The organism is Halanaerobium salsuginis (genome assembly GCF_900114545.1).
Taxonomy (GTDB): domain Bacteria; phylum Bacillota; class Halanaerobiia; order Halanaerobiales; family Halanaerobiaceae; genus Halanaerobium; species Halanaerobium salsuginis.
In genome coordinates this window covers 1-22,213 of record NZ_FOTI01000006.1, presented here as the reverse complement: position 1 = coordinate 22,213, position 22,213 = coordinate 1, and the positions used below count along the sequence as shown (strand labels likewise).

The following is a 22,213-nucleotide window of genomic DNA, read 5'->3' as shown; positions in this document are numbered from 1 at the left end:
TTGTAATTGCCTCCATAATAAAACCTTATCAATTAAAATTGCTATTTTAGCGTAATTTTAATCTGATTATAGTTTGAGCTGGAACCCTTTTTCCAGGATAAACAGACTGCCCAACAACTTTTCCCTGTCCAGTAGTTTTAACCTGTAATCCCTTCCGGGCTGCCAAATTTCTAGCCGTTGAAGCAGATTTATTTCTAAAGTCTGGTACTGCAATTAAGATATTCTGGACTGAATGAGCTTGATCAAATAACCAGACAGTTGAATCATAAACAGCTTCAGTTCCAGAAACTGGTAATTGATCAGTCACTATTTTACCATTACCAATAATTTTAACATTAAAATTTGCAGCTCTCAACTTTGACTCTGCATCCAGGAAGCTTAGCCCTTTTAAATCAGGTATTATTTGAGAACTTAGATTACTTTGATAAGTAAATTCATGTTTATAATCTGGTTTTACATTTAAATAACCTAAAATATTTTTTGTTAAATCTTTAAATAATGGTGCCGCAGTTTGGCTACCATAATAAGTATGACCAGCAACATCATAAAGAACAATTAAAACTACTAGTTTGCGCTGATCAGCTGGTACAATACCAATAAAAGAAGAATCATAAATATCTTCATTATAATGCTTAGCAGTTCCTGTTTTACCACCAATTTGATAACCTGGAATAGCTGCTTTAGTACCTGTACCACTGGCGACTACCTGTTTTAATAATTGCTGAGTCTTGGCAGCAGTTTTCTCAGAAATAACTCTCCTTACAACTTGCGATTTATTAACTATATTTTTCTTACCTGCTCCAGTTTCTACTTCTTTAACTAGACGAGGTCGCATTAGTTTACCACCATTGGCTACTGCTGAAACAGCTGTTACCAGCTGAATTGGAGTAACCGATAAGCCATGACCAAAAGAAAAGGTTGCCAATTCTACATCAGAAACTTTATTATAAGCTGGAATTATTCCTGCCGCTTCAGCCGGCAGTCTAATTCCAGTTTTCTCACCAAAACCAAATGCTTTAATATAAGAATAGAAACTTGCTTTGCCCATTTTTAATCCTACTTCAACAAAACCAGGGTTACAGGAGTTTTTTACAACCTCTGCAAATGTTTCTACACCATGTCCCCAGAGCTTCCAGCAGTTAATTTTTTGATCTCCCACTATAATATAACCAGGATCTGTAAAGACATCATTTTCGGTAACTGCACCTTCTTCCAGGGCAGAAGCTGTTGTGATAATTTTAAAAGTAGAACCTGGTTCGAAAAGATCACTAATAGCTCTATTTCGCCAACTTTTTTCTGTAAAATCGGAAAATTTGTTAGGATCATAAGTAGGTGTATTGGCAAGTGCAAGAATATCTCCATTCTCTGAATCCATTACAATTACTGATCCACCTGAAATATCAAACTCATCTGCCGCTTTTTCTAATTCTTTTTCTGCCATAAATTGAATTACTTCATCAATTGTTAAATAGACATTATAACCATCACGACCAGGAACAGCTTCCCGAATACCATCAGGAATAGTCTTACCGGAAGCATCTCTTTCTACAACAATTTTACCTGATTTACCTTGCAAATAATTATTATAAGAAAGCTCAAGTCCATTTAATCCATTGTTATCTATTCCAGTAAAGCCAATAATATGAGATGCTAATTCTCCTTCTGGATAGTAACGTTTATTTTCTTCAGTAAAAGTAATTCCTTTTAAATTGAGATCAGCTATTTGCTGATATAATTTATCATTTATTTTACGCTGCAGAAAAATTGCTGATGCATCAGAAGTCAGACGGCGATAAATAGTTTGATAGTCAAGTTCAAGCAGGTCAGCTAATTCAGCTGCTGTTTTTTTAGGGTCAATAATATTATCCGGCAGTGCAACTACAGTCTTAGCTGGTAAACTAACTGCAAGTTTTCTGCCGGTATTGTCATAAATTATTCCTCTTTCAGAATTAACTATAAACTCTCTTACTCGTTGGTCAAGAGCCTGATGCTGATATTCCGCACTATTAATAACCTGAATCCAGACCAGTTTCAGCGATAAAATAATAAACAAAATAAATAAAATAGCAAAATAGAAAATTATTCTATTTCTAGTACTTTCTTTAAACTGATGCAATTATTGTCCTCCTAATCAAGGGATTCAGCCTGTACTGTTGCAATTCTCGCTACTATTTTATCATAAATTTGCGCTAAAAAAAACTTTTGCTCTGGAATATCTGCTACATAATTTAGCTGATCAAAATTATTATTATAAACTAAAATTTCTTTATCAGCTGCTTCTACCATATTTAATTTATTTTTGGCTATTTTTTCTATTTTAGATAGAGAAGTCTTAGCTGCTAATTGCACTTCTAGTTTCTCATTTTCAGACTGAATCTTTTCTAAATTTTTTTCTAACTGTAGAATTTGATAATTACTTTGATTAATCTTTAAAATTTGTGAAATATAAAATAAACTAGAAATAGTCACAAGAGCGAGCATAAAAACAAAGCAGATTGTAAAAGCCTGCCTTTTAATATCGGTAACATGATAATTAAAATTATGCAGATAATTATCACTTGTATTTAACTGGTTATAATTTTTCCCGCTTCGATACATATTCTTTCCTCCTTCAAAATAATTTAAAGCTTCTCAGCTACTCTAAGTTTGGCACTTCTGGCCCGGGGATTGTTATCTAATTCTTCTTTTTGAGCCTGGACAGGACTTTTAGTTAAAATTTTAATTTCTGCTTTTTTATCACAGACACAAATTGGAAAATCAGGAGGACAAACACAATCTTTTGCCAATTCTCGAAAACTATGTTTAACAATCCTATCTTCTAAAGAATGGAAGCTAATAATAACCAGCCGTCCACCTGGGTTTAAAAATTTAATTGCTTTATTTATTAACAGCTTTAACTGTTCTAATTCATCATTGGTAGCTATTCTTAAAGCTTGAAAAGTACGTCGAGCTGGATGCCCACCGTGACGCCTTGCACCTTTTGGAATAGCTGCTTTAATTACTTCTACTAACTCTCCTGTTCTAGTAATTTTGCTTTCTTGTCTCATTTTAACAATAAATTCAGCTATTCGAGCAGCCCAATTTTCTTCTCCATAATCACTAATTATCTTCTCAAGATCAGTTTGCGAATAACTATTAACAATATCAGCCGCAGTTAAGTTTTGATTTTGATTCATCCTCATATCTAGCGGGCCATCATTTTGATAGCTAAATCCTCTTGCTGAATTATCGAGTTGCGGTGAAGAAACCCCTAAATCAAATAACATACCGTCAACTGCTGAAATTTCTAAATTATTAAGTACACGATCAAAATTTTTAAAATTAGCATGTTCTAGAATTAAAGATTTATTTTTTATTTTCTTTTTAACTGCTTCTATTGCTGCTAAGTCTCTATCTAGAGCAATTAATTTACCAGATAAATTGAGTTGCTTTAAAATCGCTGAGCTATGTCCTGCTCTTCCCAGTGTTCCATCCAAATAAATCCCGTCTGCTTGTATATTTAAATAGTTTATTGCTTCCTCCAATAAAACTGCTTGATGTTCAAATTCATTTTCCAAACTCATAGTTATCCTTTCTAGATTCCTAATTCTTCCATGGCATCAGCAATATCTTCATATGATCCTTCTACTTCACCAAGATAGCTGTCCCATTTTTCTTTGGCCCAGAGTTCTAGTCTATTCGCCAGACCAACAATTACAATTTCTCTTTCAAATTGAGCAAAGTCTCTCAAATTCAAAGGCAGTGATACCCTCCCCTGCTTATCTAACTCACATTCGTTAGCTCCAGAAAAGAAAAATCTAACAAAGTTTCTGGCATTTTTACTTGTCATAGGTAGTGAAGTTAATTTTTCTTCTAATTTTTTCCATTCCGGCATTGGATAGAGAAAAAGGCAATTATCCAGGCCACGGGTGATAACAAATTTTTCCTCTAACTCATCTCTTATCTTAGCAGGAATAATTAAGCGTCCTTTTTTATCCATATTATGTGTGTATTCACCCATAAACATAATATCACTTCCCACTTTCTACCCTTTTACTCCACTTTGTACCACTTAATAACACTATTCTACATCTTAAGGAAAAATCCTCTTTATTTAATAAAAATTTAATAAAAAAATAAAACCACCTAAAAAGGTGGCCAATTTAATAAACTTTATTTAGTTTAATTTTATTTTTTTAATATCCTGTGCTTAAATTAAACTTTAAAAATCAAATAATCATTAGTCAAGATAAAGTTTTCTAGCTCTAGAAATTTTTTCGAATCCATATTTCCGCTTCAATTCATCAATAGTTTCATCTAACTTATTATTCTGGTCAGGTTTAGTAAATAAATTAAGCTGCTGCTGTTTTTGCGCAGTTAGATTAGCTACACCAACTCCCAATAAACGAACCGGATGAGAAAAAAGCTCATTACTTTCCAACAATTCTTTTGCTAAATAATAAATTTTTTCAGCGCTGGCAACTGGATCAGCCGGTGAAATTTGTCTGTTAAGGGTAGAAAAATCTGCATAACGAATCTTAATAAAGACTGTTTTTCCTTTTAAAGAATTACTATGCAGACGAAAGGAAACTTTTTCACTCATTTTAAATAGATAAGCCAGCAGTTTATCCTTATCTAATAAATTTTCAGCAAATGTTTCCTCATGACTAACAGATTTAATTTCACTTCCAGGACTAACTTGCCGCTGATCAATCCCCCTGCATAGCAAAAACAGCTTACTTCCTGCTTTACCAAAACGATTTCGCAGTTCTTCCTGAGAATAAGGCCAAACATCTCTTACTTTAAAAATATTAAGTTGAGCCAGCTGTGCAGCAAAAGCATCTCCAACTCCCCAGATCTTTTTAATATCTAAATCGGCCAGAAACGATTTTACACTATTAGCATTAACAATAGTTAAACCATCCGGCTTATCATAATCAGAGGCAAGTTTAGCCAGAAATTTATTAATTGAAAGCCCAATTGAAATTGTTAGCTCAGTTTGTTGCTTTACATCTGCTTTAATTAACTTAGCAATCTTAACTGGATTTCCATATAATCTTTCACAGCCTTTTATATCTAAAAAGGCTTCATCAATTGATAGTTTTTCAACTAAAGGAGTATATTTATCTAGAATACTAAATATTTCTCTTGAAACTTGCTGATAAAGTTGGTGACGGCTAGGCAAATATATTCCCTGGGGGCATAATTTTCTAGCTTGAGCAACTGGCATAGCAGAATGCACCCCGAATTTTCTAGCTTCATAGGAAGCAGTTGCAACTACTCCCCGCCTGCTTACTCCACCTACAATAACCGGCTTACCCTTTAACTCAGGATTTTCTCGCTGTTCAACAGATGAAAAAAAAGCATCCATATCCGCATGTAAAATCTGCAAGTTTTTCATTTAATTATCAGCTGCCATAGCCATAGTAATTAATTTATCAAGCAGCTGACTATACTCTAATCCAGCCTCTTTAAAAAGCAAGGGATACATACTAAATTCTGTAAAACCAGGCATTGTGTTAATTTCATTGACTAGTACTTCTTTTTTTTCAGTGATAAAAAAGTCAAGCCTTGAAATACCGCGCGCTCCAATTGCTTTAAAAGCCTGGCGGGAAAGCTGTTTAATTTTAGACTGAACTGAAGCCGAAATAGGAGCAGGAATTAACAGCTTACTATTACCAGACTTATATTTTGCCTGATAATCATAAAAATCATGATCAGATATAATTTCTCCAGCAGCTGATACAACTAGCTGATCAGCTGTTTCTAAAACAGCTGATTCTACTTCTCTTGCTTCAATATAACTTTCCAGAATTACTTTTTGATCATAAGTAAAAGCGTCTTTCAGTGCAGACTTAAAACTAGCAAAACCATTAATCTTATTAATACCAATACTGGATCCCATATTAGCTGGTTTAACAAAACAAGGCATTCCTAATTTCATTTGATATTTTTGATAAAGTTTTTCTAAATCAGCTGAATCAAAATAATTTTTTTCTAATATGGAGAATTTAGCCTGTGGAATTTTATGATAAGCAAAAATTTTTTTCATTATAGCTTTATCCATTCCCAGCACAGAGGCTTCTACTTGACAACCAATATAATTAAGATTAAGTGTGTCTAAAAAGCCCTGTATTTTACCATCTTCTCCATATGGACCGTGTAAAACAGGAAAAACAAGCTCTATCTCAGTTGTTAAAAATTCAATAAGCTGAGCAGTAATTATGCTTTTCCTAGATAAATCAGGAATATTTTTCTGCTTACCTTGTAAAATATTTTTTGATTCTGCGAGTGATAAAAATTTACCAGTTCTTGAAATTGCTAGAGGATAAATATCATATTTGTTTTTGTCTAAAGCCTGTATAATTGAACGTGCTGACAAAATAGCAACTTCATGTTCAGCAGAACGGCCACCAAAAAGCAAAGCTAACTTTAATTTTTTTGCAGCCAACAAAACTCACCTCTCTTTGATCCAATTTTCAACTAATCTTTACAAATTTAATTAATTTATTTTTCAACTGGTAAAATAGTTTATTTTCATAGCAGACCTAACTTTAGCCATTGTTTTAGCTGCTTCCTGTCGAGCTTTTTCAGTACCTGCTAGCAGTATTTGATCAACTAATTCTGGCTTAGCAAGATATTTTTCTCTTCTATTATGCATAGGTGCTAAGAATTCGTTCAATTTTTCAGCCAATAATTTTTTACAGCCTACACAACCAATTTTACCTGCTCGACATTGGCTGGCAATCTCTGCTGCAGCAGACTGATTAAATGCCTGATGATAATGATAGACAGTGCATACCTCTGGATGGCCGGGATCATCTTTATGAATTCTAGCTGGATCTGTTTTAGCCTGTCTTATTTTTTCTGTTACTTCTTCTGCCGAATCACTAAGAAAAATAGCATTATTTAGACTTTTACTCATTTTACTTTTCCCATCAAGTCCCATTAAACGCGGAAATTTACTAATTAATGCTTCTGGCTCTGGAAAAATATCACCATACATATTATTAAACTTACGTACAATTTTTCTTGTTTGTTCAATGTGAGGGATCTGATCTTCTCCCACCGGTACTAAATTAGCTCGGCAAAAAGTAATATCTGCTGCCTGGCTAACTGGATAACCCAAAAATCCATATGTCATTTCTCGATATCCATACTGTTCAGCTTCTGATTTAATAGTCGGGTTATGTCGCAACTGATTGACTGTAATAATCATTGAATAGAAGATAGTTAATTCAGCAATCTCTGGAACCATTGATTGGACAAAAATAGTTGTTTTCTCAGGATCAATTCCTGCTGCTAAATAATCCCTTGCAACCTGTCTCACATCATTACTCAACTGTTCTGGACGATCAAAATTGGTTGTCAGGGCCTGAACATCAGCTATAATTAAAAATGTTTCATATTTATCCTGTAACTCAACTCTATTCTGAAGACTACCTACATAATGACCTAAATGTAATTTACCAGTTGGTCTATCTCCAGTTAAAATTCTTTTTTGCTCATTTTTTGACTCTGTTGACAAAATAATCACCCTTCATTTTCTAATTTCTATACTCAACTCAACTACAACTATTGTTACTTTATTAGTTATTATTAGATTAGACTTGAATTCAGCAGCAATTTCTGCTAATATTAATTTATAAGACTAATAATGATTATCAATAATAAAAGGAGGCCGTTATGGCAAAAAAAACACGCATGACTAAACAACGCAAAGCAATCTTAAAAATATTAAAAAATACCAAAATTCATCCAACAGCTGACTGGATTTATGAAAAAGTTAGAGCAGAAATACCTAATATTAGTCTGGGTACTGTTTATCGAAACTTAAATGTATTAGCTGAAAGTGGAAAAATCAAAGTTCTTGATTATGGAAGTAACCACAGTCGTTATGATGGCAATCCTGAACAACATTATCATTTTCGCTGTGAAAAATGTGGTCGAGTTTATGACCTTGAGCTTGACTTTGGTTTAAATTTAAATAAAAAGATAAATTCTGAAACTGGATTCATTGCTAATTCACATCGCCTTGAATTTCATGGAATTTGTCCAGAATGTCAGCAGAAAAATTAAATTTCTGCTGCTTTTTTTTGAGCCAATTTATCTGCTTTTTCATTATAGTGATCACCACTATGGCCTTTAACCTTCTGGTAGCTAAGCTTAAAACTGCCAGCAAGGTGATCTAACTCCTGCCATAATTCTTTATTAGCAACTTCTTTTTTAGCAGCTGTCAGCCAATTATTATTTTTCCAGCTATTTAACCATTTTGATAAACCATTTAAAACATAAGCAGAATCACTGTACAACTCAATTTCAGAATCAACTGGCAGTACTTTAAGTGCTTCTATCACAGCTTTTAACTCCATCTGATTATTGGTTGTATCTTTCAAAGCCCCACTCACTACTTTTTCTTGTTCTCCATTATTAAAAATTATATAAGCAGCATAGCCACCGGGTCCAGGATTACCAAGACAGGATCCGTCTGTATAAACTTTAAATTTTTTAAAGCTCTGTAAATCAGTATTAGATTCAACTTGTTGATCTAATTCTTCAAGTAATTCAGCTGCTCTTCTTAAGTGAGGTATTACAATTGATCCCCCTACTATTAAAGCAATATTCATTGCTTCATAAAGCTCCTCCTTAGACCAACCTGACTCCCAGGCTTCAAGAATATGATAGCTAATGCAATCATCACAGCGTAAAACTAAAGAAGCGGTCAGACCAAGTAATTCCTTAGTTGATTTACTTAACTTACCATCTTCATAAACTCGCTGATCAAGATTAAAAAATCGTTTAGTATTTAAATCACCTTGCTTTAAAATAACTTGATTCATCTTCTGTCTAAACTGATTAAACTTTTCTTTTTTCTCTGACATAAAAGCACCTCATCAACTTTAGATTGATAAAATCCGGATAGCAGTTTCCGACTATCCGGATTAATAAAAATATTAACTTTAAATTTATTTAGTAATTTAAAGTAATCATCATACTGTTATTTGATTATGCTTACTTTTTTAATTTAGTTAAATAATCCTTAACCTCTGCCACTGTACTTAAAGCTAAAATTTCTGCAACTTCAGATTCAGCTTCAGATTTTTCCCACTGAGAAAGAATTTCTTTGATCTTTAAAATTGAAACGGCACTCATACTAAACTCATCAAGACCAGCCCCAAGTAAAAATGGCAATAGTAGTTCATCCCCAGCAGCTTCTCCACACATTCCTACCCAGATACCAGCTTCATGAGCAGCTGAAATTGTCTGTTTAATTAATCGTAATACAGCAGGATGATAAGGAGTATGCATTTTAGCAATTTTTTCATTTGTTCTATCAACAGCTACAGTGTACTGAATCAAATCATTAGTTCCAATGCTAAAGAAATCAACTTCTTTTGCTAAATGATCTGCTATCATTACAGCAGCTGGAATTTCAATCATCATACCAACTTCTATATTCTGATTGAATTTATGACCTTCTTTTTCAAGTTCAGTTTTAACTTCAGCAAGTTTAGACTTAGCAGCTAAAAGCTCTCTGACTGAAGAAATCATCGGAAACATGATTTTTAGATTACCATAATTACTTGCCCTAAGTAAGGCCCGTAATTGTGGTTTGAATATATCATCTCTTTCCAGACAAACTCGAATAGCACGATAACCCAAAAAGGGATTCATCTCAGCTGGAAAATCAAGGTAAGGAATATCCTTATCTCCCCCAACATCAAGTGTTCTAATAACAACAGGCCTTTCACCCATTTTTTCTGCTACTTCTTTATAAACTTCAAATTGTTCTTCTTCAGTTGGTAACTGATCACGATCCATATAAAGAAATTCACTTCTGAAAAGACCAACACCTTCACCACCATTTTCCAGAATGGGATCTACATCAGCCAAATTACCCATGTTACCAACTACTTCAACTTCATAGCCATCTTTACTGGCTGCTTTTTGATCTTTATAACTCAATAACCGTTCAAGTTCTGCTTCATAATCAGCAAGCTTAACCTTATAATCATCTAAAGTAGTTTGATCAGGCTCAAAATAAATTTTGCCACTATTACCATCTACTATTATTTCAATCCCATTCTCTGCTTTTTCAAGCAATTCTGTTCCCAAACCAACAACAGCTGGAATACCAAGTGAACGGGCCATAATAGCAGAATGAGAAGTTCTTGAACCTTCTTTAGTTAAAAAAGCCAGAACTTTATCAGTATCTAGTTGAGCTGTATCAGAAGGAGTTAAATCTTCTGCAATAATTACTACATTATCTTCTATTTGATCTGAAATAGTATTAACACCAAGTAAATTTTTAATTACTCTCATGCCAACATCTTTAATATCAGATCCTCTTTCCCGCAGATACTCATCATCCATAGCAGCAAACATTGCTGCATATTGATCTACTACAGATTTAACAGCAGCAGCAGCATTCAACTTATCATCTTTGATCTTATTTTCAAAGGCTGGTATAACTTCTGGATCATCTAAAATCATTAAGTGAGCAGCAAAAATTTCTGCCTTCTCATCACCCAATTTTTCTGCAGTATCTTGCCTTAATTCCTCTAAGGATTCTTTTGCATCATCTAACGCAGAATGAAGTTTCTCTAGTTCATTCTCTATTTCATTTTCAGTTATATTTTCTTTATTTATCTCTATATTTTCTTCTTTTTTTAGTAAAGTTTTTCCAATTGCAATCCCTGGTGAAGCAGCGATTCCTTCAATTAAAATCACTACTCTTCATCCTCCTTGGCCATTTCAACTTCAATAAACTCTACTAATTCTTTTATTGCCTCTTGAGCATCTTCTCCATCAGCTCTAACAGTAATTTCATTACCTTTACCAACACCAAGACTCATTACACCCATAATACTCTTTGCATTAACTTCTTTTTCTTCAAAAATAATTTCTATTTTTGAATCAAATTTTCCTGCCTTCTGAACAAACTGAGCTGCAGGCCGGGCATGCAGACCGGTCTTATTTGTGATTACAACCTTTTTCTCTTCTACCAATCTGATCATCCTTTCAATTATTTTTTAAAATATCACTCATTTATATATTTTAACATAAATGTTACGATAATTTCATCTTTTTTTATAAATTATTTTTTTCAATTATTGATTTTTTCTCAATTGTAGCAAGAATTTCTGTCATATTTTTACCTAAACTTGATTCAACTGTAGCTAAAATAGCTCCTTCTACCAAAGGAGCGTTAGCTAATTTAATCTTAGCTTGTATATCCGGCTCTAAAGATTCATAAATCATTTCAAAGCTCATAACTGCACTGCCCAGATCAGCTAAAACTATCACTCCCTCACTTTTATCTATCTGTTGGAGAGCAGCTTCTATTTCTTCTGTATCAGTACCAAGACTACCATCACTAGTCCCGCCAACTGCCTTGATATCAAGTTCGGCCTGTTTCATCTGCTCAGCTAGTTCTTTGGTTCCTAAAGCAATTTTTTCACTATGTGAAATGATTAAAATACTTACCATTATAGATCACCTCAATTAAAATTATTAATTTTTTTATTAAAAATATAGTACAATTTTGTTCTAAGTTTAACTAAGAATCTAATCTAATTAATTTAAATATTTAGGCAAACTGGTCAATAAATGTTTTAATAATCAAATAGCTTGAGGTAGCTCCGGGATCTTGATGCCCAATACTTCTTTCCCCTAAATAACTTGCTCTACCTTTAGTTGCCTGCATTTCAATTGTATTCTTCATACCTAATTTTGCAGCTGCTTGACAATTTACTAAAGCAGTCTGCATATCAAGTCCTTGCTGATGACTTTCTTTTAATGAATCAACCGCTGGTATAAGGGTATCAAGCATAGTTTTCTCGCCAGCTTCTGCTCTACCTCTTTTTTGAACACCTGCAACTGCTTCCTCCCCAATTGCTATCAAATTATCTAATTCAGCTTTTTGATCAGTAATAACTTTACTAATATTTAAAAAAGCAGTTCCATAGAGCGGACCAGAAGCCCCTCCTACACTTGAAATTAAAGTCATCGCAACTGTTTTAAATAATTCTGAATTGCTATTATAACTATTATTTGATAATTTTTCTGCTAATTTTGTAAAACCTCTTGCCATATTAATACCATGATCACCGTCACCAATTGCAGAATCAAGTTCTGTTAAATAATCTTTGTTTTCAACTAGTACATCAGCAGTTTTTAAAAATGCATTTTTTAACTTATTAGTCATGCTATCCTCACCTTCGTTAAAAATTATTTGAATAAGTTTATTTCTGTTTCAGCATTGAGTAATTCAGTTAAGTCATTATCCAATTTTAGTAAAGTTAGCGAAAGCCCTTCCATTTCAAGTGAAGTCATAAACTCTCCTGTATAAGTCTTAGCAACATCTATTTCTTGTTCAGTTAAAAAATTAATTGCTTTTCTGGTAGCAATATAAAGCTCCATCAGTGGAGTTCCTCCCATGCCATTAACCATTAAAGCAACTTTATCATCTTTAGTAAAAGGTAAATCAGCAATAATATCAGATAAAAGTTCACTTACTATTTGATCAACTGATTTAATTTTTGTTCTTTCTGTTCCGGGTTCTCCATGAATCCCAATTCCCATTTCAATTTCATCTTCAGCTAATTTAAATGTGCTTTCTTTAGCAGATGGTAACCGGCAAGGATTGATAGCTACACCTTTTGACCTCACATTAGCAATTACTTTTTCTGCAGTTCTTTTAACTTCTTTTAGATCAGCTCCGGCAGCTGCTTTAGCTCCAGCAATTTTATGAACAAAAACTGTACCTGCAACTCCTCGCCTACCAGTAGTATAAAGACTATCTTCAACAGCAACATCATCATTTACGATTACTTGTTCAACTTCTATTCCTTCTGCTTCAGCCAATTCTGCTGCCATTTCAAAATTCATTACATCACCAGTATAATTTTTGATTACTAATAATACTCCTTTACCACTATCAACAGCTTTAATTGCCTCAAAAATTGCATCCGGAGTAGGAGAAGTAAATACATCACCTGCTACAGCAGCATCAAGCATACCCGGTCCAACATAACCAGCGTGAGCTGGTTCATGGCCACTGCCTCCACCACTAACAAGTGCAACTTTCTCAACCGGAGCATCTTTTCTAACCACTACATTATAATCAGCAAGCTTATCTAACTTATCACTTTTGGCCAGGACTAATCCTTCAATTAATTCACTTACAACATCGTCAGGATTATTAATCAGTTTTTTATTCATTTAGAATACCTCCATTTTTAATAGTTCCAGAGTTCCTGCTTACTTGTCGAAACTGCAAAAGCACCTGTTTTAACAAGTTTTTCTATTTCCTGAAGCTCCTTAATTAAACCACCAGCAATGACTGGATAATCAATCTTTAAGTTTTTTTGCATCTCAATAAAATATGGTGCTGCTATTCCTGGTAAAATTTCAACCGCATCTATATACTTACTACCTAACATTTTTTGAGCACTTTTAAGCGAATCAGAATCAAGCAAAAAAATTCTTTGAATCGTCATTAATCCTGTCCGATCTGCTATTTTTATCAAATGACTTTTAGTAGAAATAATTCCATCACAAAGATCATTTTCTGCCAAATACTCAATTCCTTTTTCATCAGTAGCTATCCCATCTACTAAATCAATATTTACAAATAAAATCTTATCATTTTGATGAGCTAAATTCATGGCTAATTCAAGATCAAAAATTGAGCCAGCTAATAAAAAAACTAGCACAGCTTTTTCAATCTGCATTGCTTTTTCTAAATCACTAATTTTTCTTACAGCTGGAATAATAGGATACTTTTTAAAATAAGGAAATAAATATCTCAATAAACTCCTCCTTAATAAACTCCTGGCTGCTATAAATATAGAAACCAGGAGTTAATATTGTAAATATCTAATTTAAGTCAAATTTATTAACAAGAGAATTTAAGTTAGCAGACATTTCTGCGAGAGAGTCAGCTAGAGAAATTATTTCTTCAATAGAAGCATTCTGTTCTTCACTGGCTGCAGCAACTTCTTCAGTATTAGCAGAAGTCTGCTCAGAAATACTGGCTATCTCACTAACCTCACCCACAATTTCTTCACTATAACGATCTACATCTGCTACAATTTTAATTGAAGAGTCAATTCCTGCTGCAGCATTTTTAATTTTCTGCTCAATATCAGCAAAAGAATTTTCTGCACTACCAACAACTTCCTCTCCATTTTGAATTTCATTAATCCCTTCTGTCATCCGGACACTTGCTGTTTTAGTTTCAGATTTAACATCTTCAACTAACTTTCTAATTTCTCCCGCTGAACTCACTGATTCTTCAGCTAACTCTCTAATCTCATCTGCCACAACACTAAAACCACGGCCAGCTTCTCCAGCTCGAGCGGCTTCAATAGCAGCATTTAAAGCAAGTAGATTAGTCTGTTCTGCAATATTATTAATGATATTTAATATTTCATCAATTTCATCAGATATTGATTCTAGATTAGAAATTCCAGCTGCAACTTCCTGAATAGCATTTCTAATTTTTTGCATTTGTTTACTAACTTTATCCATTTCAATTTTACCACCAGCAGCAGCATCTTCCATTTGATCTGCCAGTGTTTCAACTTCCTGGTTAGAATCTTTCAGTTTTTCAATATCTTTTGCCAGAGATTGAATTCTATGATTAATATTTTCTACACTAGCTGCCTGATTATCAGCACCAGAGGCAACTTCGTTAATAGATTGAGCGACCTGTGTTGAAACATTACCTACTTCAGTTGAAACCACTTTTAAATGACCAGAAGACTCCTCCACTTCATCAGAAGCAAGATTAATATTTTGAATTACATCTTTAAATTGACCAACCATATTATTAAATGATTTACTCAATTTACCTATTTCATCATCTTTATCTACAGTCTTAGTAATTAGAATGTTTTCACCTAATTTACCAGCAGCTAGCTGCTCAAAAGAGTCAATTAATTTATTAAGCGGTTTTAACTGCCAATTTAATAATATATAGTTTGCCAGAAAAAGAATTACTACACCAATTAAAGCAATAACTAGAATAATATTTCTGATATTATTTACTGGACCATTTATAACTGCAAGTGGCACATCAATTGCCATATAAATATTATAACGATCACTTATTCTATCAAAATATTCGGTTTGATCGTCAATTACAATTGAATCAGATTTAACCTGTTGATTTACTTTATCTAAGGTCCATTTATCTTCAATCTTTGTTCCCATTTCATTTTTAGTAATACTGCTTAAAATAAAACCATCACCATTTATTAATCTAAAGTTAGCTACATTTTCCATTGATTCAAGAGTGTCACTATAGAAAACATCAAGGTTGGTAGCCATTACATAATAGCCAATAGTTTCTTCACCAGTTTCTGTTTCTTTATTAATTGGAGCTGAAAATAAGACTAAGGGTTTATCATCAATAATATGAACTGTCTCACTTGAAACATTTTTATACTGATCTTCTGGTAATTTTACTCCTGAATAATCATATATATTATCTTCATTTTCAATTCTAGAATCAACTAATACCATACCGTCAGCAGTAGTAACATAGGAAAATTGTGTTTCTGCAAACATCCTATTATTTTCCTTTAATAGATTAGCTCTATTAGTAAAAGTACTCATCCAGCCTCCTCCAGCAAGATCAATAATTTGGCCATCTTCTATATAATATGTACTCATATTAACTAGATTATAAACATCTTCAAAGCTAGCAAAATATTCTGTTCTATTCTGAAGTCTAGTTAGCTGGCTCAAAATTTCCTGACGTTGATTTTCCCTGATCAAATTAATTCTTTGATCAATCTGATTAGACATAACTTCTTGTGTATAATCATAAGTAAAAAAGGCAACTGCTGCCATAACAATTATTACAATTAAAGTTAAAATAATACTAATTTTCCACTTTAAATCCATGTTTTTAAACAATAATATCATCTCCTATTTTTTTGTCTGCTTTTACTTTTGAAATATAATTCATTTACTAATACTTTTTACCCCTACATATTATATTTTAGTTTAAAGGGTAAAATTCCTTCTTATTTTTTTAATAATTCAATAATTTTAGTCCAAAAAAATAGAAATTAATATTTATTGTTATATACCCGGCCAGAAAATATTTTCTGGCCGGGTATATAAAAGAGTTAAAATTTACTTACAATAATTATTTTTTAAAACAAATTAAGCTTTAAGCACTGGCAAATTTCTAGTTGCTACTACATCTGCTCCTGTTTCTAAAATGTTTTTTAAAATTACATCACCCATCTTTACTGGCGCCTCAATTTCTAGTTTAGCAATAATTTCCATAGCATCAGGAATTATTTCTAGCGGAATTGCTTTACTTGTTTTAACAGGAACTAGTGGTAAAGCACCAGCTTTAACTATTACCGTTGTCGGGAGAATTCTAGTCGGAGCAACTATTTCTTCCCTGGCATATGCAGAACCCTGAGGACAGGTATTGCCTTTAATCTCAATTATTTCATTACCTTCATATTCTATAGTAACTTCACAACCTTTTGGACAGGCAACACAGGTTAAGGTTTTAGTTTCAATCATCTATTCTCCCTCCTTTTCAACTATCTCAACACTTATTTCTTGCAAGTTTTCATGTTGGGCCAGAGTTTTTTGAGCAAGTGGAATACTAATCATTTCACCAGGCTTAGCAAATGGTTCTGAAAAAGAATATAGTTTTTCTCCATCTGCAAATAAATTAATATTAACTGCTGTTAAAGGTTGACTTACTCTCATATAAAGTGGTATCTTTTTACGATCGTCTGCCTGTAATTCTATTTTTTGTGGAATTACATAGCTAACATTTTGGCCAGCTTTGACTTTAATTGCTGCTGTCTCTTTTAAGAAATCTTTTTTAATATATTTTACTGCCCAACTAGCTGCTATTTCAGCTTCCTCAGTTACCCAGTCAACCAGATCATGTACATGAAGCACATTTCCACAGGCAAAAATTCCTGGAATATTAGTTTCTCTACCTTCATTTACAATGGGACCACCAGTTCTTTGATCAAGAACAACATTGGCTTTTTTAGAAAGTTCATTTTCAGGAATTAAACCAACTGATAAAAGTAAAGTATCAGCTTTAATAATTTTAGCTGTATCTGGAATTGGTTTTAAGTTTTTATCTACTTCAGAAATTTCTACTGCTTTTAGCCTACCATTTCCTTTAATTCCTGTTACAGTATGATTAAGTAATAATGGAATATCATAATCTTCTAGGCACTGAACTACATTTCTTGTTAAACCACCTGTATAAGGTAATAATTCACAGACTGCCTTAACATTAGCTCCTTCTAATTTCAGACGACGGGCCATAATTAACCCAATATCACCTGAACCAAGTATAACTACTTCTTTACCGGGTAAGTACCCCTCAATATTCGTATAACGTTGAGCTGTTCCAGCTGTAATAACCCCAGCTGGTCTAGTACCAGGAATTCCAATTGCACCAGCAGTTCTTTCTCTACAACCCATTGCCAGAATAACTGCTGCTGCCTGAATTTCAAAAAAACCTTCCGTTTTATTTACTGCATAAACTTTTTTATTCTCTTTGACATCTAATACCATAGTATTTAATTTAATCTCAATTGCTCGCTCAGCAACATCATTAATAAAGCGTTGTGCATATTCTGGTCCAGTTAATTCTTCTTTAAAATGATGCAGACCAAAACCATTATGAATACATTGGGGTAAAATACCACCTAATTCAAAATCTCGTTCTAAAATTAATATATCTGTAATTCCTTTATCAAATGCAGTTTTAGCAGCTGCTAATCCAGCAGGACCTCCACCGATTATAACTAATTTCTTCTCCAGTTTATGCATTTTCAATCACCTTTTTTCCCAACAGTTCTTTAATCTTATATTCTAAGATATTAGAATTAGCTTCTTCCTGCTTAACTTCAGTTGGATCAATCCCTAATTCATGAGCTATTATTTCTACCACTCGGGGACCACAAAAACCACCCTGACATCTACCAGCACCAGCGCGAGTCCTTCTTTTAACTGCATTAACAGTTCTAGCTCCTACTGGGCCATGAATAGCATCAATAATTTCCTGATAAGAAACTGTTTCACAGCGACAGATTATCTGACCATAATCTTTATTTTTACTGATTAAACTTGCTCTAGCCTGATTTGTCATTTCGTAAAATCTAACTGGTTCAGGTCTTGTTTCAATTACTTCTTTTTTCTCACTCAATTTTAGTCCCTGAGCTTCCATAATCTCTACAGTAAAATCTGCAATAGCAGTTGCAGACGAGAGTCCTGGTGATTGAATTCCAGCTACATTAATAAATCCTTTTAAATGTGGAGCAGCTTCAATCACAAAATCCTCTGTTTCATCTGCTGCTCGCAACCCAGCAAAGACTCGAATTGTATCTTTTAAATCTAAATCTGGATACAATTTTTTAGCACCGGAAATAACTTCTAGTAATCCTGAACGAGTTGTTGCAAGATCTTGCTTACTAGCTACTTTTTCTGAAGTAGGACCAATCAATAAATTATTCTCAACTGTTGGAGTTACTACTATCCCTTTACTAATTGGGGTTGGAACTGGGAAAATAACATGATTTACTGCAAAATCTTTTGCCTGATCATAGATATAGTATTCTCCTTTACGAGGAGTGATTTTTATTTTTTCAATTCCTACCAATTGAGCAATTTCATCAGCATAAAGTCCAGCAGCATTAACTACATAATCAGCATAAAAATCACCTTGATTTGTTTTCACACCTTTTACCTGATCAGAATCAGTAATTATATCTAAAACAGCAGTTTCTAACTTAACTTCCGCCCCATTAGCAACAGCATTTTGGGCCATTGCAAGCGCAAATTCCCAGGGAGTAATTATGCCGGCAGTAGGCGCCCAGAGCGCCTTAACTGCCTTTGGAGAAATATTTGGTTCATTTTCTCTCAACCACTTACGATCTACTATTTTCATATTTTTTACTTTATTTTCTTTGCCTTTAGCATATAATTGATCAATAACTTTTAAATTATCATTTTGCAGTCCTACTACTAATGAACCTATTTCACGAAAAGGGACATTTAGTTTTTTACTGATTTCTTTAATTTGTTCATTACCCTTAACATTCAGTCTACCTTTTAATTTATCCGGATCAGCATTATAACCAGCATGAATAATCGCTGTATTTGCCTTTGTAGTTCCAGTTGCTACATCTGCTTCTTTTTCAACTAGTAAGATTTTTAAATTATAATGGGCTAATTTCCAGGCTACTGCACAGCCAGAAATCCCACCCCCAATTATAATTACATCATATTTATTAGCCAATTAACTGCGCCCCTTCCGTTTATTTATTCTTCTGCCCAGTCTTCTGATCTACTTACGGCTTTTTTCCAACCTTTATATAATTTTTCTCTCTTTGCGGCTGGCATTTGAGCTTTAAAGTCTTTGTCTTTTTTCCATTTTTCAATCAATTCTTCTTTATTATTCCAATAGCCAACAGCTAATCCAGCTAGATAAGCTGCTCCGAGTGCAGTTGTTTCATTTATTTGAGGTCTTTCAACTTCTGTGCCAAGAATATCTGCCTGAAACTGCATTAGAAAATCATTCATAGCAGCTCCTCCATCAACCCGCATTTTTTTCAATTCAATACCTGAGTCAGCTTCCATAGCTTCTAAAACATCTCTACTTTGATAAGCAATCGATTCTAAAGTTGCTCTAATTATATGTTCTTTAGAAGTACCTCTAGTTAAACCAACAATTGTACCGCGAGCATACATGTCCCAGTAAGGAGCACCCAGACCAGCAAATGCTGGAACTACGTAAACACCACCAGTATCAGCAACCTTTTTAGCATGTTCTTCTGATTCAGGCGCTGTTTCAATTAATTTCATTTCATCTCGCAACCACTGAATTGCCGCTCCAGCTATAAATATAGAACCTTCCAGTGCATAATTAACTTCACCATTTAAACCATAAGCAATTGTGGTAACCAGACCATTTTCTGATTTAACGGCTTCCTGACCAGTGTTCATCAGCATAAAACAGCCAGTACCATAGGTGTTTTTAGCCATTCCTTTTTCATAACATACCTGACCAAAAGTGGCAGCCTGCTGATCTCCTGCAATACCAGCAATAGGAATGTTTTGACCGAAGAAATGATATTCTACAGTTTCTCCATAAATTTCGCTTGATTGCTTAACTTCTGGTAGCATTGAAGCTGGTATATCAAGTATTTCCAGCATCTCCTGGTCCCATTCTAAGTCAAATATATTATAAATCATAGTACGAGAAGCATTTGTATAATCAGTTACATGTTTTTCTCCACCAGTTAGTTTCCAGATCAACCAACTATCAATTGTACCAAATCTTAGTTTACCGGCTTCTGCTTTTTCTCTAGCTCCATCGACATTATCCAGCAACCATTTTATTTTTGTACCAGAAAAATAAGCATCTACAACCAGACCTGTTTTATTTTTTATTTTTTCTTCTAATCCATCTGCTTTTAGCTGATCACAAATTGCTGCTGTTCTACGATCCTGCCAGACAATTGCATTGTGAATTGCTTTGCCAGTTTCTGCATCCCAAACAACTGTAGTTTCGCGTTGATTAGTAATTCCAATTGCTGCAATTTGAGTTGGCTTAATATCTTTTCTACCTAAGGCATCTGCCATAACACCTAAAGTTGTTCCCCAGATTTCATCAGGATCATGTTCAACCCAACCTGGTTTAGGAAAATGCTGAGTAAATTCACGCTGAGAAGAGTTAACAATTTCACCATCATGATTAAAAATTATTGCCCGAGAACTAGTAGTACCCTGATCAATTGCTAAAATATACTTTTCCATTTTATTTCCCCCACTTATAATTTTTAATTAACTGTTGTTTCCTGTTTAGCTTTAAGATCACCAGTGAGCAAATCTTCTTTTACTTTATCTTTTTTTACAGATTCTGGTAAATAAACTCTAATAAATTTTTTGTAAATAAAAGCACCTAAAATCCCACCTAAAATTGGACCAACAATTGGTACCCAGAAATAATAATTATGTGCTGTAAACGGAGTAGATCCCCAGCCAGCTAAAGCAGTAAAAAGTTTAGGTCCAAAGTCACGCGCTGGATTAATTGCAAAACCGGTTAATTTACCCCCAATTCCACCAATAGTTGCAACAAGTAAACCCACAGAAATAGCTGAACCAAGCCCTTTAGGCGCTGAACTATTTAATGGTTCTGACATAGCAACAATGCCCATTAATAACATAGCAGTTAAAGTTAACTCAATCAACATTGCTTTCGGATTTGAAACATTTGAAACCGCGATAGTATGAAAAATAGTCATATTAGCTGCTGTTTTTTCAGCAATTTGTTCTGCATAAAGAAAATAAGTTATTGCAGCTCCTAAAAAAGCTCCACAAACCTGAGCAATTATATATGGTACAACCTTAAACCAGGGAAAATCTCCCACTGCTGCTAGTCCTACAGTTACAGCTGGATTAATATGAGCTCCACTAACTCCACCAGTTACATAAACAGCCATTGCTACTGCAAGCCCCCAGAGTAAAGATAAACCCCACCAAGTAATATTAGCATCTAGTAGCTGTACATTAGCTACAACTCCTGTACCTAAAAATAATAAAATAGCAGTCCCAATAAATTCTGAAATACACTCACCAAACAAATTATTTTTCATTTCACTACCCCCATTTAATTTTTTAATAATAATAGTTAAACTATTTATTCCTCCTTTCTAAATAAATTAGGCAAAAGAAAAAACCTTATTGTAATTTGGGCATAGTTATCCCATTAAATCACAATAAGGTTTTCTCTTCGGCTCAACCTTAATTAATTATTTTGCTATAATAAAACTTTAACACAGTCAAAAACAATTGTCAAATATTTTTAAAAATTTTGATATATTAAATCAAAAAAAGGTCCGGCAGTGACCTACTCTCCCACACCGTTACCAGTGCAGTACCATAGGCGCTGGAGGACTTAACTTTTGTGTTCGAAATGGGAACAAGTGTTGCCCCTCCGCTATTACCACCGGAAAGCTATACAATCAAAGATACATATAGGAAATAAATGATTAAGCCCTCGATCTATTAGTACCGGTCAGCTCAATATATTACTATACTTACACCTCCGGCCTATCTACCTTATCATCTTTAAGGGATCTTAACTCCTTAACAGAGTGGGATACCTTATCTTGAAGTCTGTTTCGCGCTTAGATGCTTTCAGCGCTTATCTTTTCCACACTTAGCT

21 protein-coding genes and 2 rRNA genes are annotated in these 22,213 nt (G+C 33.8%); 1 reads left to right on the top strand and 22 read right to left on the bottom strand.

Annotated elements, in window-relative coordinates:
* Window positions 1–46: 46 nt before the first annotated feature.
* From BMZ74_RS03500 to trpS, 7 genes are all read right to left on the bottom strand, one after another.
* The gene (locus BMZ74_RS03500) at window positions 47–2,116 is read right to left on the bottom strand and encodes a penicillin-binding transpeptidase domain-containing protein (protein ID WP_089859774.1); all 2,070 of its coding nucleotides are present in this window, start codon (window positions 2,114–2,116) and stop codon (window positions 47–49) included.
* Between the two features lie 11 nt (window positions 2,117–2,127).
* The gene (locus BMZ74_RS03495; protein WP_089859770.1) at window positions 2,128–2,598 is read right to left on the bottom strand and encodes a septum formation initiator family protein; all 471 of its coding nucleotides are present in this window, start codon (window positions 2,596–2,598) and stop codon (window positions 2,128–2,130) included.
* A gap of 23 nt (window positions 2,599–2,621) precedes the next feature.
* Entirely contained in the window at window positions 2,622–3,563 is a 942-nt protein-coding gene (gene rsmH / locus BMZ74_RS03490) for a 16S rRNA (cytosine(1402)-N(4))-methyltransferase RsmH (RefSeq protein WP_089859767.1), read from the bottom strand.
* Between the two features lie 11 nt (window positions 3,564–3,574).
* Window positions 3,575–4,006, bottom strand: a complete 432-nt coding sequence (gene mraZ, locus BMZ74_RS03485; RefSeq protein WP_089859764.1) for a division/cell wall cluster transcriptional repressor MraZ — start codon at window positions 4,004–4,006, stop codon at window positions 3,575–3,577.
* A gap of 213 nt (window positions 4,007–4,219) precedes the next feature.
* Window positions 4,220–5,380 carry a DNA polymerase IV gene (locus tag BMZ74_RS03480; protein ID WP_089859760.1) on the bottom strand — a complete coding sequence of 387 codons (1,161 nt, stop codon included), beginning with the start codon at window positions 5,378–5,380 and terminating at the stop codon, window positions 4,220–4,222.
* On the bottom strand, window positions 5,381–6,430 hold the full coding sequence (locus tag BMZ74_RS03475) for a D-alanine--D-alanine ligase family protein (protein ID WP_089859757.1): 1,050 nt from the start codon (window positions 6,428–6,430) through the stop codon (window positions 5,381–5,383). It lies immediately after the preceding gene.
* A gap of 63 nt (window positions 6,431–6,493) precedes the next feature.
* Entirely contained in the window at window positions 6,494–7,507 is a 1,014-nt protein-coding gene (trpS, locus tag BMZ74_RS03470; RefSeq protein WP_089859754.1) for a tryptophan--tRNA ligase, read from the bottom strand.
* 158 nt (window positions 7,508–7,665) lie between these two features.
* Between trpS and BMZ74_RS03465 the strand changes: the two genes are divergently transcribed.
* Window positions 7,666–8,058, top strand: a complete 393-nt coding sequence (locus BMZ74_RS03465; RefSeq protein ID WP_089859752.1) for a Fur family transcriptional regulator — start codon at window positions 7,666–7,668, stop codon at window positions 8,056–8,058.
* On the opposite strand, the gene rnhA is transcribed toward BMZ74_RS03465, so the two are convergent.
* From rnhA to BMZ74_RS03390, 15 genes are all read right to left on the bottom strand, one after another.
* On the bottom strand, window positions 8,055–8,861 hold the full coding sequence (gene rnhA, locus BMZ74_RS14830; RefSeq protein ID WP_089859749.1) for a ribonuclease HI: 807 nt from the start codon (window positions 8,859–8,861) through the stop codon (window positions 8,055–8,057). The genes BMZ74_RS03465 and rnhA overlap by 4 nt on opposite strands.
* Before the next feature lie 130 nt (window positions 8,862–8,991).
* Window positions 8,992–10,710, bottom strand: coding sequence for a phosphoenolpyruvate--protein phosphotransferase (gene ptsP / locus BMZ74_RS03455; protein ID WP_089859746.1), 1,719 nt, complete (start codon window positions 10,708–10,710; stop codon window positions 8,992–8,994).
* Window positions 10,710–10,988 carry an HPr family phosphocarrier protein gene (locus BMZ74_RS03450; protein ID WP_177181353.1) on the bottom strand — a complete coding sequence of 93 codons (279 nt, stop codon included), beginning with the start codon at window positions 10,986–10,988 and terminating at the stop codon, window positions 10,710–10,712. The genes ptsP and BMZ74_RS03450 overlap by 1 nt, the downstream gene beginning before the upstream one ends.
* Before the next feature lie 82 nt (window positions 10,989–11,070).
* Window positions 11,071–11,469 (bottom strand): dihydroxyacetone kinase phosphoryl donor subunit DhaM, encoded by a 399-nt coding sequence (gene dhaM / locus BMZ74_RS03445; RefSeq protein WP_089859741.1) that lies wholly within the window; start codon window positions 11,467–11,469, stop codon window positions 11,071–11,073.
* Window positions 11,470–11,569: 100 nt separating this feature from the next.
* Window positions 11,570–12,187, bottom strand: a complete 618-nt coding sequence (dhaL, locus tag BMZ74_RS03440) for a dihydroxyacetone kinase subunit DhaL (protein ID WP_089859738.1) — start codon at window positions 12,185–12,187, stop codon at window positions 11,570–11,572.
* 23 nt (window positions 12,188–12,210) lie between these two features.
* Entirely contained in the window at window positions 12,211–13,203 is a 993-nt protein-coding gene (dhaK, locus tag BMZ74_RS03435) for a dihydroxyacetone kinase subunit DhaK (protein WP_089859735.1), read from the bottom strand.
* A gap of 17 nt (window positions 13,204–13,220) precedes the next feature.
* A complete protein-coding gene (locus tag BMZ74_RS03430; RefSeq protein WP_089859732.1) occupies window positions 13,221–13,793 on the bottom strand; it encodes a glycerol-3-phosphate responsive antiterminator in 573 nt (190 codons plus the stop codon).
* 67 nt (window positions 13,794–13,860) lie between these two features.
* Window positions 13,861–15,906, bottom strand: a complete 2,046-nt coding sequence (locus BMZ74_RS03425; RefSeq protein WP_177181352.1) for a methyl-accepting chemotaxis protein — start codon at window positions 15,904–15,906, stop codon at window positions 13,861–13,863.
* Window positions 15,907–16,158: 252 nt separating this feature from the next.
* The gene (locus BMZ74_RS03420; protein ID WP_089859726.1) at window positions 16,159–16,533 is read right to left on the bottom strand and encodes a DUF1667 domain-containing protein; all 375 of its coding nucleotides are present in this window, start codon (window positions 16,531–16,533) and stop codon (window positions 16,159–16,161) included.
* Window positions 16,534–17,814 (bottom strand): NAD(P)/FAD-dependent oxidoreductase, encoded by a 1,281-nt coding sequence (locus BMZ74_RS03415; protein WP_089859723.1) that lies wholly within the window; start codon window positions 17,812–17,814, stop codon window positions 16,534–16,536.
* The gene (locus tag BMZ74_RS03410) at window positions 17,807–19,282 is read right to left on the bottom strand and encodes an NAD(P)/FAD-dependent oxidoreductase (protein WP_089859721.1); all 1,476 of its coding nucleotides are present in this window, start codon (window positions 19,280–19,282) and stop codon (window positions 17,807–17,809) included. Before BMZ74_RS03410 ends, BMZ74_RS03415 begins: the two co-directional genes overlap by 8 nt.
* A gap of 23 nt (window positions 19,283–19,305) precedes the next feature.
* Entirely contained in the window at window positions 19,306–20,802 is a 1,497-nt protein-coding gene (gene glpK / locus BMZ74_RS03405) for a glycerol kinase GlpK (RefSeq protein WP_089859719.1), read from the bottom strand.
* 23 nt (window positions 20,803–20,825) lie between these two features.
* A complete protein-coding gene (locus BMZ74_RS03400; RefSeq protein ID WP_089859716.1) occupies window positions 20,826–21,641 on the bottom strand; it encodes an MIP/aquaporin family protein in 816 nt (271 codons plus the stop codon).
* A gap of 241 nt (window positions 21,642–21,882) precedes the next feature.
* Window positions 21,883–21,999: ribosomal RNA gene (gene rrf / locus BMZ74_RS03395) — 5S ribosomal RNA — on the bottom strand.
* A 34-nt stretch (window positions 22,000–22,033) separates the two neighbouring features.
* Window positions 22,034–22,213 (bottom strand): 23S ribosomal RNA (locus BMZ74_RS03390); the annotation flags it as partial.